Source organism: Amphibacillus marinus (genome assembly GCF_900110345.1).
GTDB classification, from domain to species: domain Bacteria; phylum Bacillota; class Bacilli; order Bacillales; family Amphibacillaceae; genus Amphibacillus_D; species Amphibacillus_D marinus.
The window spans coordinates 177,039-195,661 of sequence record NZ_FODJ01000001.1; the positions used below are offsets into that span (position 1 = coordinate 177,039).

Here is an 18,623-nt window from a genome sequence, read left to right on the forward strand (position 1 = left end):
GGTGATGGCTAATGAAAAAGATCCTTCTTGCCATAATCGATTTTTATCAACGAAAAATTAGTCCCTTAACACCACCAAACTGTCGCTTCCAGCCAACTTGCTCAAATTATGGCAAGGAGGCGATTATTCAGTATGGTGCTGTAAAGGGCAGTTATCTTGCAATTAAGAGAATTTTAAAATGTCATCCCTTTCACCCCGGTGGCTATGATCCTGTCCCAGGGCAGATTAGTTGTCATCATGATGATAGTGATGAGGTCAACTAATTTAAAATATGCGCACGACTTTTTAAAAAAGTGTGCGCATATTTTTTGTACTTGTTAGTTTAAATTAAAGCGATTAATTTGATTAGCCAACCCCTCTTTCCTTAACACCTCTAGCTGGGTTTCGGCAAATAAATCAAAGTGTGGATAGGGAGATCGGTTATCTATCCACTCTGCCTTTAAGCCATACTGTCTTCCCCATCGTACTAATTTATTTAAATCGGCACACCCTACCTTGGTTACACTTGTACTGGTAGGAAAACGCTCATCTTGCCAATAGTGTGTAATAATCCCAATTTCGCCGTTTTGAACAGCATGCTTCCATGCGGTTAATTCCGCCCTTTTTAAACCAAAAGCCATCTAATTGGCACCTAATGCTTCTAAATAAGCGGCGTGCCAGTCAGGAAACAATCGCCGTACAGATGTTGGTCTAAAATTTACTTTTTTCACTATGACATGATCTGTTTGTCCAGAAACAGCTACCAGGTTAGTCCGCTTGTTAACAACTTCATAGCCATATGTTGTTCTTAAACCGTCATAGCTGACTAACCATGTTTTAACCTCAACTGAATCACCATAGCGAACTGGGTGCTTATAATTCACTTCAACGTGAGTGACTGGGGAAACAACACCTGCTTGTTCCATCGCTGTATAAGAAAGGCCAAGCTCCTCGATAAAAGCCGTTCGACCAATTTCAAACCAAACCAAATAATTAGCATGATAGACCACGCTCATTTGATCAGTTTCCTGATACCTAACCTGAATAGGTGTATGCACAACTTTCAATTGGCTACTCCCCTCTCACAGCCTGCCAAGCTTTAATAAAATCCGTTTTATTTAATTCTAAAAATGGTTCATTATTTTCACTTTGTTCTGCGATCCGCATTGCTTGAAATTGAATGGCTTCCTCAACAAGATTTACAACAAAGCGGGCATTACCTTGAAGCTTTTGGTCTCGATACTGTTGGTGGACATAGTCAGTAGCCGAAGCAGTTATTTGATAATGATAATGGCTCACATGATACTTAGTAATTTCCATCAATTCATCTGCTTGATAGTCGAGAAACTCAAAATATTTCTTAAACCGCGATGCTAAACCCGGATTACTACTAATAAAACGTTCCATATCTTGACGATAGCCCGCTAAAATAACGACTAGGTTTTCGTTATGTTTGGTCATTTCATCCACTAAGGTATCAATCGCCTCCTTACCAAAATCATTTTCACCACGAAATAGGGCATAGGCTTCGTCTATAAATAGCACACCACCAAGTGCTTCACGAATCTTATTCTTCGTCTTAATCGCCGTTTGACCAACGTAGCCAGCTACCAAGTCACTTCGAGAGGCTAAAACAAAATGTCCCCGCTTAAGAAGACCACACTCTTTTAATAGCTTTGAGTAAATTTTAGCTACCGTTGTCTTCCCTGTGCCGGGATTACCAGAAAAAACTGCATGCAACTGAATGGGTACAGAAGGGTAACCTTGATTCTTTCTAGATTGTTGAATCTTCACAAACGAAGACAGCTTTTTCACTTCGTTTTTTATATTATCAAGACCAATTAATTGCTCTAACTGGTCCATTGGTGCAGTGTCGTCTTTTTCATCCTCCATTACTGCTAAATCTTTTGATTCAATGCGCATATGATCAAGCCAATTGTCTTCAGCTTGGACTGTAATAGAAGCTCCTTTTTTGAAAATTGCTTTCATTACGAGATCACGCACTGTTCTGGCATTACCAAAGGTATCATCAACCTTCGCGCGCTCTATTAAACCATAGAAGCTGTTCAACGCTGTTTCAGTAAAAAAATAATCATTGTCTAGAGCCGTTGCTTCAGCAATCTCAACGAGCTCTTGTATTTTAAAGTCTGGCAAAGCAATCATGTTCTGTTCTGGGAATCGGCTTCTTAGTCCTGGATTTGACCACAGAAATTGACGCATTTCCTCTGGATAACCAGCAAGTATGACGGCGAATTTGTTTGCATATTCACCACTTGTCATTGCTGAAACAAGTGTATCAATAACTGCTTGACCATAATCACTTCCACTTGCATCCGGGCGGTGTAAGCTATACGCCTCATCAATAAATAGGACGCCACCAACTGCTTCACGTATAAAATTAATCGTATTTTCTTCACTTTGGCCCACGTATGAACCAACCAAGTGTGAACGGTTAACTTCAATTACCTGCTTTGATTCTAATAGACCAAGTTCGTGATAGATTTCAGCTAATAAGCGAGCAATTGTTGTTTTTCCAGTACCAGGATTACCAGTAATAATCATATGTAAGCCTGGTTCATCAATCATTTGAAAACCAATTTTTTTTCGATCCTGCTGATACTTTAAATAATGATAATACTGCTTGATATACTGTTTGACTTGCTCTAGCCCAACCATCTCTTCAAGCTTTTGCAGCGGGTTCTGTTTCTGGTTCTTGCTAAATGTATTTGGAATCGCCTCTATAAATGCTTCTTTGTCTGCTAAGATGGCTTTAATAATTTGATTAATCTCCTTAATCGGGATGCCGGAACGCTTGTTTTGGAGCATAGCGATACCATCTTCCATCAGGTCATTCAAGGTAGTCATGTTTATTTTCAAGCGATTAAAGATAGTCGATAATTGCTGAAATTCCTTTGGCTCTTGTCTAAATACCATATTGAAATTTACTAATACATGCTGGAGCTTAGGCTGCCAGTCTTGCATTTTATTAAGCTTAGCCGAAGCATAATCTGCCTCTCTAATTACCCAAGATTGCAAATCAAGTTTGTGAAGCTCATCGATAACATACTGGAAGTCCTTGATAGCCTGCAGTTGTTGTGAGAGCCCGTGCTTATCAGTAGCATTTGCTTCTAATAACAACTTCTCAGCTAATTCATCTGTATCATGCTGTCTAACTAAGCGATGAAAGGCTAGCATCACGCGCAAGGTTGAAACTGCTTGATCAGATAATTGATCAGGTTCAACAATAATTTGATCAAGTGCACGCAAAATTTCAATTTCTGTATATGGGATTTCGTTGTTTATTTGATTCCAGTTAAGAAGGCTCTCTTCTTTGATCTTTGATAAAATTAAGTGGTTAGTCAATGTAATTTGCTCCTTCCCTTTTATATTTTAGCATACCTTAATCCTCTCGAACAATTATTCGTATTGACTAACGAAGTGCCCTGACTTTATCTAGTTTATTATGCGATAGAACGGTAATTAACTGTGATTATTTAATTCTTTTTAACGCTTAATAATAGAAAATGCTGATTCTTATCTCTTGGTTAAACGACAGCTCGGCTTGCGTTAACCTAAGCACTGATCAGCCTCGCCACATTAACGAAAACAACCCTTGCGGTGGTATGCTTTATTTTTATGACGATAATTCGGTTTATTAATTTTGAATACATGATAATTACCACTGTTATAAACGGCTATTACTTCATAAAAAACTAAATATATCTGTTAGGCTAAACTAATGGGGGGAAATACAATCGTCAATTTATTTTGTAAGCATCAATGGTGCCAATTAATGTAAAAGTTAAACTATTAACAAATCGTAACTTACTGTAAATTATTTTACCCATTCGTCTAAATGGCGGGTAATGTCTATGCCATCATTTAGTTATCATTCCTAAAATCAAAAAAATGGATAAAATCATATCAGAATGATTTTATCCATTAGTGTTACACTTTTCTATATAATTAAGCTAATTTATTACGTAAGACCATTTGTAGAATGCCACCGTGACGGTAGTAATCAATTTCTACTTCACTATCGAAACGTGCAATTGCATCAAAAACGGTTGTTTTTCCATCTTCAGAGATTGCAGTAACTTTTACTGTAGCGTTTGGTGAAATGGCTTCATTAACCGCCACAGAAAGTGTTTCGCGTCCAGTTAAACCAAGACTATCTGCGCTTTCTTCAGTGCTAAATTGAAGTGGTAACACGCCCATCATAACCAAATTACTTCGGTGAATACGCTCATAGCTTTGAGCAATAACTGTTTTTATCCCGAGTAGATTTGTTCCTTTTGCCGCCCAATCACGTGAACTACCCATACCGTAATCATGACCAGCTAAAACAACAAGACCTGTATCATTTTGCTGATATTTCATTGCTGCATCATAAATTGGCATAATTTCTTCAGTTGGCCAATACGTTGTATAGCCACCTTCAGTACCAGGGGCAAGCTTGTTCTTAATGCGAATGTTGGCAAATGTCCCACGCATCATCACTTCATGATTTCCACGACGGGAGCCATAGGAATTAAAGTGTCGTGGACTCACGCCATTTTCCTGCAAATAGCGGCCCGCCGGCATATCCTTGGCAATTGCTCCAGCTGGAGAGATATGGTCAGTCGTCACAGAATCACCAAAATGGCCGATAATACGTAAATCCGCTAACGGTTTTACTTCTTCAGGATTTTTCGATAATTGCTCAAAAAATGGTGGATTTTGGATGTAAGTAGATTGCTCATCCCACTCATACAAAGGCTGATCCGTTGTCTCAATTGCATTCCATTTTTCATTCGAGTTAAAAATGTTTTCGTATTCTTTTTTAAATATTTCAGGTGTGACCACCTTGCTTACCTGTTCTCTAATTTCTGATAATGATGGCCAAATGTCATCAAAATAAACAGGTTCCCCGTTTTGATCAAAGCCAAGCGGGTCCGTTTTTAAATCAACATCTACCGTCCCAGCCAAAGCATAAGCAACAACTAATGGTGGTGATGCTAAGTAATTAGCTTTAACAAGCGGGTGAATTCTGCCTTCAAAGTTTCGATTTCCTGATAGAACTGAAGCAACTGTTAGGTCCTCTTCAATAATTGCTTCCTCTACTTCTTTAGCTAATGGACCCGAATTCCCTATACATGTTGTACAACCATAGCCAACAAGGTTAAAGCCTAGTTCATTTAAATAAGACATTAAACCGGCGTCCTCTAAATAACGTGTAACAACCTTAGAGCCTGGTGCTAACGATGTCTTTACATATTCAGGGACAGTTAGACCTTTTTCTACTGCATTTTTTGCAAGTAAACCCGAACCAAGCATGACATATGGATTAGATGTATTTGTACAAGAAGTTATCGCTGCAATCGCTAGCGATCCTGTCTTCATTTTGGAAGTAACACCTGATGGGTGCTTAACTTTTACTTCCTTATTAAATTCAGCTTTATCCAAACCAAAGCCCTGATTCCCAGCCGGAGCAGTAATTGCTTCGTTAAACATTTGTTTCATATCGGAGAGTAAGATTAAATCTTGTGGACGCTTCGGACCGGAAAGACTTGGCTCAAGCTCTGCTAAACTGATCTCAACAAGCTCGGTAAACTCTGGATCTGGTTGGCTGGCATCATACCATAGGCTGTTTGCTTTACAGTATTCCTCTACTAAAGCAATTTGTTGTTCTTCACGACCGGTTAAGCGCAAATAGTTAATTGCTTCATCATCAACTGGGAAGAAACCACAAGTCGCACCGTATTCAGGAGCCATGTTAGAAATGGTTGCCCGATCTGCAAGCGGCATCTCACGAAGACCCGGACCAAAAAATTCAACAAATTTACCAACTACCTTTTTCTCGCGTAATACTTGTGTGACCTTAAGAGCGAGATCAGTTGCTGTAATTCCATTAGGCATTGATCCAGTAAATTTAACCCCAATAACGTCTGGAGCCGGGAAATAAGAAGGTTGTCCAAGCATACCAGCCTCGGCTTCAATTCCACCTACACCCCAACCTAAGACACCTAGACCATTAATCATTGTTGTATGGGAATCCGTTCCAACTAATGTGTCAGGAAAAGCGTCAAAGCTACCGTCCTCATTTTCTAGCTTATGGACGACATTAGCAAGATACTCAAGATTAACTTGATGGACAATTCCTGTAGCTGGTGGAACAGCACGATAATTATCAAATGCTTTTTGGGCCCAATTTAAAAATTGATAACGTTCGGCATTACGCTCAAACTCAAGCTCCATATTAGCGAATAAGGCACTGTTTGTACCGAACTCGTCAACCTGCACAGAGTGATCAATAACAAGATCGACAGGTACTTCTGGATTAATTTGATCAGCTGCTCCACCTAAATCAACCATTGCCTTTCTTAATGATGCTAGGTCAACAACTGCCGGTACACCAGTGAAATCCTGCAAAATAACGCGAGAAGGTTTGAACGGGACATCTGTTTTCTGTGTCTTTCCCCAATTAGCCAGGCCACTAATATGTGATTCATTAATTATCCGTCCATCTTGCTGTCGTAAAAGCGATTCAAGTAATACTCGAATTGAAAAAGGTAACCGGTTAATTTTTGCATTTCCAGCATCTTCTAAAGCTTTTAATTGATAATAGTTAATTTTTTCGCCATTTAGTTCAAAAGTCCTTTTGGTATTTAAAGTCATAAACATACCCCCTAAGTAAGTCTCATAACGCATCAAAAGTAACTCTATTTTTACAGACACGCCTATGTACTTTATTATTTTAAAGTAAAATAGTCAATATGTAAAATTGTTAAGCTGGTTTAGAGGGCGATTCTATCGTTCAACTCTTGTAAACTAGTAAAGAAATTTAACAATAATTTAATTTATCTAAATTGTGATGTTGCTTGGGCTGTAGTATGGTAAGTGCACTTCAAAAGTTGTACCAGTTGGTTTGTTTGAAAGAATTTTAAACAAACCATTGTGGTTTTCAATTATGCGAGTGGTAATCATTAGCCCTAAACCAGTGCCTTCTTTTTTCGTAGTAAAGAAAGGCTCCTTTACCTTATGTATAAGATGCGGTGGAATTCCAGGACCTTCATCAATAACCGAGGCCACACAAAGATTCTGCCGTCGTTCAACCTTAGCTGTAATTTCGCCTGGAGCTGCCATAGCTTCAATTGCATTCTTAATTAGGTTAATAAAAACCTGCTTCATTTGGGAACGATCAACATAGACAACGTAATCATTCGGACAGACCAAATTAATTCTAATATCAAAATTTTTGGCTTGTGTATTTAACAGCGTAATAACGTCTTCAATCATTCCCTTTATCCACTGATAGGATTGGTTATGAGTGAGCGGTTTCGAAATAAACAATAGCTCTGATGATATTGTTTCAATCTTTTCTATTTCTTCAATCATAATCTTGTAATATTCATGATTGCGGTCAATACCAGCTTGTAGTAAATCAATAAATCCCTTTAACGACGTTAGTGGATTGCGAATTTCATGAACAACTCCTGCAGCCAACTGACCTGCTACAGACATTTTTTCAGAACGAATAAGCATTTCTTCAGCCTCTTTTTTGTCACTAATATTCTTGACTAAGATGAGGTAAAGCACACTTTCAATATCTTCTATAAATATCGTTTTAATGACAACATCGACCCAAACATTTTTGCCAGTAATACTTTTTAATTGAATAGTAAAACGTTGGCGATAAGGAGAATCAAATAAAAAAGTCTCAATGAAAGCAGCCCGTGATCGTCTTGGAATATAACGTATTGATAAATCACCTATAATATCTTCTCTTTGATAACCTAGGACCTTTTCAACAGACGTTGAAGTATACAGTACGCGGCCTTTCCTATTGCACACACTCATAAAATCAAATCCGTGGTGCTCAATCCAGTCAACAATCTCTTCTGATAAGCTAGCTAGATTAAAGCGAGCAGGCGTCGTGCTTAGCGAAAAACGAACTTGATCTTGCTTTACATGATAATATTCTATTTTCCGTTGAGAATACACTAACTTGCTCCCCCCTTTAATTTGTGACTACCATTACTTTACAATAATAACATATCTATAGACAATTTATGCACTGATTTTGATAATTATGAGAATTTTTTTGCGAAATAACTATAATACCAGTTAAATATACATCTTATTATAGCGTTAAATAAGGGAAATTGACTGGCGTAAAGTATTTACCCTTTTGAAATTTTTTTGAAACATTCTGTTACTTTATTCATGAGAACTAAGTAATGCATCATAGGTAGAGTATATTACAAAAGTCTTTATTTTGATAGCTAGTTTTGTAATTTAATACAATATTTGTTTGAAAATATAAAAAGAAACCATTTACTTTGTATGTTTTCAAACAAAGTAAATGGCTTCTTTAAAATTAATCTAACTTTTTAAGATACAGTTTTTATTTATAAACGACCTTTATTTAATCTGGCTTTGGTTGTTCATTGCTCGCATCATTTGATTAATTTTCTTTTGTGATGGCTTCTGACCCATTTGCATCATCATTGTTCTTAGCATTTGCTCATTAATTGGTGGGTTCTTTTTAAGGTAATTCATCATATATCTACGTGCTATAAAAAATCCCAATGCCAAACCAGCCAAAATAGCAATGATGACAATTAAGATTACCCAGCCGATACCTAGTGTCATGACAAGTCTTCCTCCTTCAAATCATCTCCTATCTAGTATATTAAACATTTGCCTAGATTACAATAGTGTGCCATAAAAACTATATATTTGATTTAAAAGAGCACAGTGAAATAAAGAATTAGCTACATCTATTAAATGTATGCGTTAGTCGTTCATGATCATGATGATATTCGCTACTAGTATTTATTGGAAGATGCGCCGTATTCATTGGCGAGATCCAACCATATCGTGCCTGAGTATTGTCGACCACGAAACAATGACGATCAACAAGCTCCAATTCACTAATAAGTTTACTATTAAATGGCAATTGATGGACTTGAGTTAAGCTAATAATCCGTTCATTAATTGTTTCGAATTTAATTTTACTACTTAATTTGTTAATCGGAATTCGTTTAGTTATGTACATAAATTGCTTACTAAGATCCCAGCGGCTCGGACTATTTAAGTATGCTTTAAAAAACCTAGCAATAATTCCTGATTTATAGAAGTAATCCTGATAGACTTCCTCTTCAACAATAAATAAATAGTAGTGATACATAGCTAATCCCCCTTTAACTAATTATAGCTAGTTAAGGAGCTAACTTTTGTCAATTGACGAAGTAAATAGTCACGAGTTTTGTCAGATGCAGTTATAATTTAAAAAAAGCTGGCACAACATATAGTGCTGGCGAGATTCCTTCACCGGATAGAAAAAGGTTCTTCATCAAATAGCGTCGGTTAAGCAAATCTTTGTATTGCTCCAGCAAAAAGGAGCCGCTTTTCGTGAGCCCGGCTTAAGCTAACTCATGTAAGCAAAAAACGCAAAGAAGAGCTCCTGAGTTTCCATTATAAACGCTAATGGTGTATTCAGGGGCTCTATCTACAATTAATTATTTACATTTTCTTATAAAGCTTGATAGCGGGCGACGACATTCTCAACTGTGAAGCCATATTCAGCCATAATTTGGTTACCTTCACCTGATGCGCCAAAGCGATCAATAGCTAAGATATCGCCTTCATCGCCAGCATAACGATCCCAGCCTAATGAAGCACCCATCTCAATAGCTAACCGCTTTTTAACCGTTTTAGGTAGAATTGAATCTTTATAAGCTTGATCTTGTTGCTCAAATCGATCCCATGAAGGTAAGCTTACAACACTTACATCGTGGCCTTGCTCTTTTAAAGCAGCTTGTGCTTTAACAGCCAACTGAACTTCAGATCCAGCCGCAATTAAAATACCATCTGCTACCGCATTTTCAGATGGACTTACGATATAGCCACCTTTTTTAACACCTTCATAGTTAGTACCAATTAATGTTGGTAAGCCTTGACGCGTAAGAACAAGTAAGGTAGGTGTGTCTGTTGATTCAACTGCTAAACGCCAAGCTGCTTGGGCTTCAGTGCCATCAGCAGGACGTATTAATGAGATGCCCGGCATCGCACGAAATGCTGCTAGCTGCTCAACAGGCTCATGAGTAGGACCATCCTCACCAACTGCAATAGAGTCGTGTGTTAATACATAGGTTACCGGTAACTTTTGAATAGCTGATAAACGCACAGCTGGACGTAAGTAATCACTAAAAACAAAGAATGTCCCACCATAGACTTTGAGTCCTCCGTGTAGTGCCATTCCGTTTAGTGCAGCTGCCATAGCAAATTCACGCACACCAAACCAAATATTTCTACCAGCATAATTTGTTTTATCAAAATCTGCTTCGTCATTCATTCTCGTATTATTCGATCCAGCTAGGTCAGCACTTCCACCAAATAAACTTGGAACTGATTTAGCTAGTGCATTTACAACCTTACCAGCAGACGCACGTGTTGCTAACGTATCCTCTCCTGGTGTAAAGGTAGGTAAATTTTGATCCCAATCTTCAGGTAATTCGCCTTTTAACGCCGCTTCAAATTCTGCAGCAAGTTCTGGATAAGCAGATTGATAGGCATCGAACATTTCATTCCACTGAGCTTCTGTTGCTTGTCCACGCTTTACAATCTTTTCTTCAAAATCGCTATAAACTTCTTCTGGTACTGAAAATGGTTCATGAGTCCATTGGTAAGCTTCTTTTGTTAGTACAATTTCATCTTCACCTAATGGTGCACCGTGAGAAGCATTTGATCCAGCCTTATTAGGAGAACCGAAGCCAATAACTGTTTTAATTTCAATTAATGTAGGTTGTTCTGTGTTTGCTTTTGCTTGTTCAAGTGCTGCAGCAATAGCATCAATATCATTACCATCTTCAACGAGAATGACTTGCCATCCGTAAGATTCAAATCTTTTTTCAACTGATTCTGAAAATGATTTATTTAGGTCACCGTCTAATGAGATATCGTTGGAATCATATAGCGCAATCAATTTCCCAAGACCGAGGTGTCCTGCAAGTGAAGCAGCCTCATGAGAAATCCCTTCCATTAAATCGCCATCACTAACAAGCGCATAGCTATAGTGATCAACAACATTAAAATTGTCACGATTATATTTTGCTGCGAGGTGCGCTTCCGCCATTGCCATACCTACTGTCATCGCAATTCCTTGTCCTAATGGACCTGTTGTAGCTTCTACACCATCAGTATCGGTAACTTCTGGATGTCCAGGTGTGTGCGAGCCGAATTGACGAAAATTCTTCAAATCGTCAATCGTAACTTTATAGCCAGCCAAATGTAAAAGTGAATATAAAAGCATCGATCCATGTCCCGCTGATAGAACAAAGCGATCACGATTTGCCCAATTTGCGTTTTGTGGATTTTGATTTAGAAATTCTGTCCAAAGTGTATAAGCCATAGGTGCAGCCCCCATAGGAAGACCAGGGTGACCCGAGTTTGCTTTTTGGATTGCATCGATTGATAATGTTCGAATTGTATTTATTGACGCTTGTTGTACTTGATTTGCCATTTTAAATGAATCCCCTTTCAAATAGATACATATATATGTACGTACATTTTATATCCTATAATGAAAACGTACAAGAAACAAGTCAAAATTACGCGTTTTTTTAATTATCTTTATTTTCTGTTCTTAAATCCTTTAGTTTTTTAGGTGTGACATCATCGCCATTTGGATCGACAATTTTCATTCCCTTTAATTGGTTTTTGAAAGATTTACGAACATTTTTCAAGTATTCTTCGCGCAGAATCTGTCGTTCACTAAGCTCAGCGTCAGTGATTGTTCCTTCCTTCGCTTTCTTCGCTAAAGCATTTATTCTAGCTAATTTCTCTTGTGACAGCATGTTGTGTCTCCTTTTAAAAGTTTAGTGAATGCTTACCTTCATTCTAGCGGATTTCGTGCTGATTCTGCAAGTGATAGATATTCTTGGTAGCGTCGGTGCACAGTTGCTTTAGAAACGTTGTATCCCACACCTCTAAGCGTAGCTGCAATATCATGAAAGGTTAGCCCTTTGTCTTTTAGTCGGACCACTTCCTCTATTGGGAACACAATTCGGCTGCGCCCTTGACTTTGATTCAAATTCTTAAGGTTTTTCTCAGGCTTGTAGCCATTAGCAACTGCTTTTTTCATCCCTCTTTTTATCTTGCTATTATGTAATTTCCGTTGGTATTCTTCAACCGTACTTACAATATGTAAGACCATTTCATCAGATTCAGCAAGTTCCATCTCCCCATTATCTGCTACAGTTAAAATCTTAATACCTTTCTTTAATAGCTGATGAAGCAGAGCCATTTTTGTATGTCCCCTACCTAATCTTGTCGAATCCTGGATTAAGACGGCATCAACATGACCAAGGTCACAATGCTCCAATACCTGTAATATACCCTCACGATCAATCTCAAAACCACTAGCTATTTCTTCTATACTATTAATAACATGGAGCTTGTTTTCTTCTGCTAATTTTAGTAGTTCTTCCTTTTGTCGCACTAACGAAGTTGCTTGCGCTTGTTTATCTGTACTGACTCTGCAATAAATAATAGCTTGCATTTTTGAAAAACTCCTCTCATCTCACATTCGAACAAACGTTCCGTTTAACTAATCATAACCACTTGTTTATTACAAGTCAAATAAAAATAGAACTAATGTTTGTCTATAACATACGTTCGTGTTATAATAAAAATTATTAAGACAGGAGGTTGAACTGCCTATGCACGCATTATCAAAACGGCAAGAAGCCATTTTAAATTTTATTAAAGAACAGGTTTCCTTAAAAGGTTATCCACCTTCAGTTCGCGAAATTGGTGAAGCAGTCGGGTTAGCTTCTAGTTCTACAGTACATGGTCACCTCGCGCGTTTAGAGAAAAAAGGTTATATTAAACGCGATCCCACAAAACCTCGGACTATTGAAATTATTGATTTAGAAAATGAATTTGGTGTTCCTAAAGGTGAGGTTGCCTATGCACCAGTCATTGGTAAGGTAACAGCTGGTTTACCTATCACAGCTATTGAAAACATCGAAGAGTTTATTCCCTTCCCAGCAAGCATTGCCCAAAGTGGCGCCAATTTATTTGTACTCATTATAGAGGGAGACAGTATGATTGAAGCTGGTATCTTAGATGGGGATATGGTAATTGTTAAACAACAGCAAAATGCAGAGAATGGTGATATTGTAGTTGCGATGACCGATGAGCATGAAGCTACAGTCAAGCGTTTCTTTAAAGAAAAGAATCAGATTCGTTTACAGCCAGAGAATTCTACAATGGAGCCATTGATTTATGATAATGTATCCATCTTAGGAAAAGTTGTCGGCTTATATCGCCATATGAAATAGCAAAAAACCAGCTATCAATTTTGAGGCTGGTTTTTTGTTTTACTTGAATTATTTCCTGGGTAAGCGCAGTTTTCAGCAGAATGCAGCATTAAATGGCAAGGATAAACGATTCAAACCCTTCATTTTTTAGTTTATTTTGCTGAGTTAAGGCATTTTCTCGTTGCCGAAAAGCACCGGCAATAACTCGAAAAAAAAGTTGCTCTTGATTTTCATAGGGTAAAAGATAGCTTTCATACCCTTTCTCTTTTAATTCCTGAATTCTAGCTCTTGCATTTGCTTCATCTGTGAAGGCACCAACAACGACACGATATAGTTGAGAAGGCTCAACGTTCTCGACTTTAGGTCGTAAATTAAATGCATCGGCAATTCCAAGTGCATGTGCTTGAGCGACACGATCTATCCAGTTAACTTGTCGCATTAAATGCGCTTCATCGTGATGGTCAATAAAACCATTCTCAGTTAGGACCGCCGCCATCCGTGTTTCCCTTAACACATGAAAGTTCGCCTCCTTCTCCCCTCTATTTCTTAATGCTAACTCTGACGTAATTGCTTGATGCACTGCTGATCGAATTTGCCGTGTTCTTTGTTTGTTGGTAAAGTTACCATTCCAAATGTAACTTTCAAACCCATTACCGCCACCCGCATTAACATGAACTGAAATATAAAAGTCAGCTTGCCATTGATTTGCAGCACGAGTCCGTTCCGCTAATGACACTGTTTGATCACCTGTTCTTGCTAACCTTGTTTCAACATTTAAAAATTGATTTAACAGTGCAGTCTGCAGTGATCGAGCAATCGCGAGCGTAATGTCTTTTTCCAATAACCCGTTTGCTACCGCTCCTGGATCAGTACCACCATGACCTGGATCAATAAAGACCTTTACCATTGTCACCAACTCCTTTCGAGTATAGTCTACGTAATCTGAACTTTTCGCGTTTGGACGTCTATCTTCCTAAATTACAGTTGCTAAGAAAGATACTAATGACCAAGCTCCTGAGAAACAGTAGTAAATTTAATAACAGAGAATACTTTATATTTATAATCGAATTCATTGTCATTAACAGGCCCTTTGCCAAAAAAATTGGTTAGATCAACCATGATGGCGATTGCCTTAATAAAAAATGCTATAGAAACCCACACAAAAAATCACCCAACTCGCTTTACATATCGCGTTAGTTAGGTGATTTTCATTATGGTTTAAATTTATGAATAATGGTTAACAATATCCGCCTCAGCCCGTAATGATTCGATTAACTCTGTTACGACTTCTGACTCCTCTTGCATAAGAAGTTCTGCTTCAAGCTCAGGTCTTAGCTCTTCAAAAGTTGGAAGATTTTCTTCTTCATCCTCTGTTTGTTCGAATTGAACGATTACTTCATCATACAATGCTTGCAACTCCTCATCAGAAATGTTAACCTCTCCCATTTCGTCTTCAATAAGCAATTCAAGCATGACTGACATTTCAATTTGTTCAACAATCTCTTCTCGTGACATACCTTGTTCCTCAAAGGCTTCAAACAGCGCTTCCTGCGATTCAATCCCATTTATTTCTGCAATTTCAGCTAACATTGTATCAACTTCTTCATCAGAAGCAGCAAAGCCTCTATTATTTGCTTCTTGAATAAGTAACTCTTGATCAATCATACTTTCAACTAGCTCTGTTTTCAATTGATTCTGATCTACTTGCTCCCCTGTCATTTGCGCCTGCATTACCATTTGCTGAAACTGGCTCACATACGTTTGTTCAAACTCGGTACGGCTTATTTCACTACCGTTTACCTCAGCCACAATTTCTGGAACATCTTCAAAATCGGGCTCTGGCATTTCTTCCATATCTTGTGGATTTGGTGATGTTTGCTCTTCCTGATCACCATTTTCACCACACGCGACCATGATAAGCAAGCCAATTAATATAGCTAGCATTAATTTTACTTTCTTCATCTATAAACCCTCCTAAAACCAATTGTTGGTTAGTGTAACATATTCTTTATCCGGTTAAAAGCAAAGAGGAGGAGCTAATTGAATTATAACAATACCATGACAGGATAAAGGCTATTCTATCAATAGTTTCAGGTGTTAATCACTATTTTAAGTAAAAAATGTGTAAAAAGATAAATTCTTTAATTTACTGTATTTCTTGCTTCCTCCTAATAGCTCCTGCTAAACTGTTCATAATAAGCAAGTCACCACATATACAATTTGAGGAGGAGAATGCTTGAATAGTTTATCTGAACGTACTAAAAAAGAAGCGATGCGCGTTTTAAAAGAAACGAGCCGGACCTTTTACATTCCAATTTCGTTACTAAAGCCCACATTAAAAAACACAGTAGCATCAGCCTACCTCTGTATGAGGGCAATTGATGAAATAGAAGATCATCAAGTTCTCCCAGCTCATACTAAAACAACATTATTAACAGCAATTAGTGAGCTTTTAACAAAACCATTTGACTCAAATGCCTATCAACGACTAATTGATCCTTTCAAGAATGAACTACCAGAAGTAACCAATCGTTTAGATGAATGGATTGCTATTTGTCCGGTTGAGGTTGTAAATAAAGTAAAATCCTCAACTGCGACAATGGCTAGTGGTATGGCGAAATGGGTAAAAAAGAATTGGCAAATTAAATCAAAGGATGATTTGGACGATTACACCTATTATGTAGCTGGATTAGTCGGTGTCATGCTTTCGGATATTTGGAAATGGTATGATGATATTGAAACCGATCGTGAATTAGCAATTGCCTTTGGACGAGGACTCCAGTCGGTAAATATTCTTAGAAATCAAGACGAAGACTCAGAACGCGGTGTTACTTTTATGCCCAATGGTTGGGGCCGGGAAGACATGTTTAGCTATGCTAATGAAAATTTAGATTTAGCAAAGAGCTACCTAAAAACTCTTTCCAATCGCAATATTTCCACTTTTTGCAAAATACCGTATAAACTTGCTGAAAAAACACTAAGTGTCATGGAAGCCGGTCGAGAAAAAATGAATCGGGATGAAGTTAACGCCGTCATTACTACCGTCACTGAAAACTAAAAAACATCAAGCTGGGACATAACTAATTTCCTTATCTAAATTATGATTTGTCCCGGCTTCATGTTAAGTTCCACAGTACGTTTGATAGGTATTATTTTCTGGTGGGATCTTCATATAATCCTGTTGTACCTGCGAATACGCAAACGGCTTTGCTAATGCATTTAAAAATTGGTTAAACGGACCAAAATCAGCCTCTTTGACGGCCTTTTCAAGTACAGTCTCCACATAATAATTGCGCGGAATAATGGCAGGATTAGCTTTTTTCATAATTTCCTGCTGCTTTGCTGAACGCATTCCTTGCTGCTTAATCCGTTCTATCCATTTTTGATACCAAGCTTGAAACGGTTGGTCTTGAAACCAAGTCTGCTTGCTAAAATCAGCCACTGTTAAAGCACGAAATGTATCATGATAATCAGCTTTGTTAGCAGTCATTAAGTTAAATAACTCCTCAATTAGCGCAGAATCAGCAGCCTGCTCATCTTGCAAAGCAAGTTTACTACGAATGCCTTCATTCCATGATTGGCGATAGCAAGCTGAGAAATTGCTTAATACTGTCTGAGCACGCTCAATTGTCTTTGCTTGATTCTTTCCTAATATCGGAAGTAATGATTCAGCTAATCTGGCTAAATTCCACGTGGCAACTACTTTTTGTTGATTATACGCATAGCGACCGTGGACATCAATTGAACTAAAAACAGCCTTTGGATTGTATTGATCAATAAAGGCACAGGGGCCATAATCAATAGTTTCACCACTAATCATCATATTATCGGTGTTCATCACGCCATGAACAAAACCTAACAAATCCCACTTGGCAATCAAGTCTGCTTGTCTCTTCACAACCTGTTCAAAGAACAGAAAATAACGATCATAATGTTCTGTTAACTCTGGAAAATGCCGTTCTATTGCGTAATCGGCTAAAGCAACTAAATCAGCATCTTTTCCATATTGTCGCGCATACTGAAAGGTGCCAATGCGAAGATGACTTGAGGCAGCTCTTACTAAGATCGCGCCAGGCAAAGCCTCTTCTCTGATGACAATTTCTCCGGTCGTCAATACTGCTAGACTTCTAGTCGTCGGAATATTAAGGGCATGCATAGCTTCACTTATTAAAAACTCTCTTAGCATCGGTCCAAGAGCACCGCGGCCATCGCCACCTCTTGAATATGGCGTTCGTCCAGCACCTTTCAAGACAATATCGTAATTCAACCCGTTTTTATCGTTTAATTCACCAAGCAAAATTGCCCGACCATCACCTAGCATAGTAAAGTGCCCAAACTGATGCCCTGCATATGCTTGAGCAATCGGTGTTAAGTCGTTTGGTACTTTATTGCCAGAAAAAAGCCCTAAATCTACTGTGTTAATAGCAAGCTGGTTAACGAGCTCATTGTTCTGGACAATAAGCTGAGGATTTTGCACAATAGTTGGCGTTGTTTTTGTATAAAACAGTTCAGGTAGTTTTAGATAACTTTGCTTAAGGGGTAGGTCTTTGGCATTTTTTGCACACATAAAAGCTTTCCTTTCTAGACACGTTTAGTTCACATTCTAACTGATACGCTTAGCTTTGGCTACTGATTGAACTTTATGCTCATAACGAAAAAAAACATTAGACAGCATTGTCTAATGTTTTTTCATTTATACTTAATAGTCTAAATCTTCGGGGTAATTAATGGTCTCAACAACCTCACCAGATGCTACATCCTCAATATCAATCGTGATACCGAAATCATCTGGGTATTTCCCTTCAGCAATTTGATAAAATATGCCGGTATAGCCAATTGACATCACCATGAAGGAATCAATGCTATCTTCATATGCTTCGTAATCTACCAAAACAGTAAACGTTGAAAAATCATCTGAATATGTAACATCCTGTATTGACGAGAATTCGTCATTTTCTTGAAGTTCGCTAATAATTTCTTCAAGTGATTGTTTGCTTTCTTGTAGCCACTCTTCATGATATTCAGGTGTTATAACCATAACAACATCACCATCATCATTCTGACTTAATTCTTTAATACCCTCTTCTTCGTTTTCTTCTTCAAAAATTAAAGCTACCTCTTCTTCTCCACCAAATATTGAGCTAGGAAGGACAACTTCAACATTGTCATTGCCACCACAAGCAGTTAACAACAAGACAATTGTAAACATCCCCAAGGCTACTAATCTTTTCATTTATTCTCCTCCTTTTGACACGAATGGATTAATTATAACAGAATATTGAAATTTAGCTAGCAGATTTAACTAGAATAATTTATTTCTTTTAGCTTTTTGAGTCA

Annotated in this window: 18 protein-coding genes; 3 read left to right on the forward strand and 15 right to left on the reverse strand. The window is 37.9% G+C overall.

Annotated features, from left to right (window positions below):
- Positions 1-11: 11 nt before the first annotated feature.
- On the forward strand, positions 12-263 hold the full coding sequence (gene yidD / locus BM000_RS00935) for a membrane protein insertion efficiency factor YidD (RefSeq protein WP_091493729.1): 252 nt from the start codon (positions 12-14) through the stop codon (positions 261-263).
- A gap of 54 nt (positions 264-317) precedes the next feature.
- Here the strand turns inward: yidD and BM000_RS00940 are convergent, their stop codons facing one another.
- From BM000_RS00940 to BM000_RS00985, 10 genes are all read right to left on the reverse strand, one after another.
- Positions 318-620 (reverse strand): hypothetical protein, encoded by a 303-nt coding sequence (locus tag BM000_RS00940; RefSeq protein ID WP_091493732.1) that lies wholly within the window; start codon positions 618-620, stop codon positions 318-320.
- Positions 621-1,046 carry an acyl-CoA thioesterase gene (locus BM000_RS00945; RefSeq protein ID WP_091493735.1) on the reverse strand — a complete coding sequence of 142 codons (426 nt, stop codon included), beginning with the start codon at positions 1,044-1,046 and terminating at the stop codon, positions 621-623.
- 4 nt (positions 1,047-1,050) lie between these two features.
- A complete protein-coding gene (locus tag BM000_RS00950; protein ID WP_177178159.1) occupies positions 1,051-3,342 on the reverse strand; it encodes an AAA family ATPase in 2,292 nt (763 codons plus the stop codon).
- Between the two features lie 603 nt (positions 3,343-3,945).
- The gene (acnA, locus tag BM000_RS00955) at positions 3,946-6,636 is read right to left on the reverse strand and encodes an aconitate hydratase AcnA (protein WP_091493737.1); all 2,691 of its coding nucleotides are present in this window, start codon (positions 6,634-6,636) and stop codon (positions 3,946-3,948) included.
- Between the two features lie 186 nt (positions 6,637-6,822).
- Positions 6,823-7,962: an ATP-binding protein gene (locus tag BM000_RS00960; RefSeq protein ID WP_091493740.1), complete on the reverse strand. Its 1,140-nt coding sequence runs from the start codon at positions 7,960-7,962 to the stop codon at positions 6,823-6,825.
- 420 nt (positions 7,963-8,382) lie between these two features.
- A complete protein-coding gene (locus BM000_RS00965; RefSeq protein WP_091493742.1) occupies positions 8,383-8,613 on the reverse strand; it encodes a YneF family protein in 231 nt (76 codons plus the stop codon).
- Positions 8,614-8,731: 118 nt separating this feature from the next.
- Positions 8,732-9,151 (reverse strand): sporulation inhibitor of replication protein SirA, encoded by a 420-nt coding sequence (gene sirA, locus BM000_RS00970; protein WP_091493745.1) that lies wholly within the window; start codon positions 9,149-9,151, stop codon positions 8,732-8,734.
- 345 nt (positions 9,152-9,496) lie between these two features.
- Positions 9,497-11,485, reverse strand: coding sequence for a transketolase (tkt, locus tag BM000_RS00975; RefSeq protein WP_091493747.1), 1,989 nt, complete (start codon positions 11,483-11,485; stop codon positions 9,497-9,499).
- A gap of 100 nt (positions 11,486-11,585) precedes the next feature.
- The gene (locus BM000_RS00980; RefSeq protein WP_091493748.1) at positions 11,586-11,819 is read right to left on the reverse strand and encodes a DUF896 domain-containing protein; all 234 of its coding nucleotides are present in this window, start codon (positions 11,817-11,819) and stop codon (positions 11,586-11,588) included.
- 38 nt (positions 11,820-11,857) lie between these two features.
- Positions 11,858-12,523, reverse strand: a complete 666-nt coding sequence (locus tag BM000_RS00985; protein ID WP_091493750.1) for a YneB family resolvase-like protein — start codon at positions 12,521-12,523, stop codon at positions 11,858-11,860.
- A 160-nt stretch (positions 12,524-12,683) separates the two neighbouring features.
- Here BM000_RS00985 and lexA point away from each other — a divergent pair, with 160 nt between their 5' ends.
- On the forward strand, positions 12,684-13,307 hold the full coding sequence (gene lexA / locus BM000_RS00990; protein WP_091493752.1) for a transcriptional repressor LexA: 624 nt from the start codon (positions 12,684-12,686) through the stop codon (positions 13,305-13,307).
- 88 nt (positions 13,308-13,395) lie between these two features.
- Here the strand turns inward: lexA and BM000_RS00995 are convergent, their stop codons facing one another.
- From BM000_RS00995 to BM000_RS01000, 3 genes are all read right to left on the reverse strand, one after another.
- Positions 13,396-14,193 (reverse strand): N-acetylmuramoyl-L-alanine amidase, encoded by a 798-nt coding sequence (locus tag BM000_RS00995; RefSeq protein ID WP_091493753.1) that lies wholly within the window; start codon positions 14,191-14,193, stop codon positions 13,396-13,398.
- Positions 14,194-14,285: 92 nt separating this feature from the next.
- Positions 14,286-14,447 carry a hypothetical protein gene (locus BM000_RS16710; RefSeq protein ID WP_177178160.1) on the reverse strand — a complete coding sequence of 54 codons (162 nt, stop codon included), beginning with the start codon at positions 14,445-14,447 and terminating at the stop codon, positions 14,286-14,288.
- A 63-nt stretch (positions 14,448-14,510) separates the two neighbouring features.
- On the reverse strand, positions 14,511-15,248 hold the full coding sequence (locus BM000_RS01000) for a SurA N-terminal domain-containing protein (RefSeq protein WP_091493755.1): 738 nt from the start codon (positions 15,246-15,248) through the stop codon (positions 14,511-14,513).
- A gap of 310 nt (positions 15,249-15,558) precedes the next feature.
- On the opposite strand from BM000_RS01000, the gene BM000_RS01005 reads away from it, so the two are divergent.
- Entirely contained in the window at positions 15,559-16,344 is a 786-nt protein-coding gene (locus BM000_RS01005; protein WP_091495001.1) for a squalene/phytoene synthase family protein, read from the forward strand.
- Between the two features lie 63 nt (positions 16,345-16,407).
- On the opposite strand, the gene BM000_RS01010 is transcribed toward BM000_RS01005, so the two are convergent.
- Both BM000_RS01010 and BM000_RS01015 read right to left on the reverse strand, forming a co-directional pair.
- The gene (locus tag BM000_RS01010; protein ID WP_091493756.1) at positions 16,408-17,853 is read right to left on the reverse strand and encodes a protein adenylyltransferase SelO; all 1,446 of its coding nucleotides are present in this window, start codon (positions 17,851-17,853) and stop codon (positions 16,408-16,410) included.
- Between the two features lie 132 nt (positions 17,854-17,985).
- Positions 17,986-18,519, reverse strand: coding sequence for a hypothetical protein (locus BM000_RS01015; protein ID WP_091493758.1), 534 nt, complete (start codon positions 18,517-18,519; stop codon positions 17,986-17,988).
- Between the last annotated feature and the right edge of the window lie 104 nt (positions 18,520-18,623).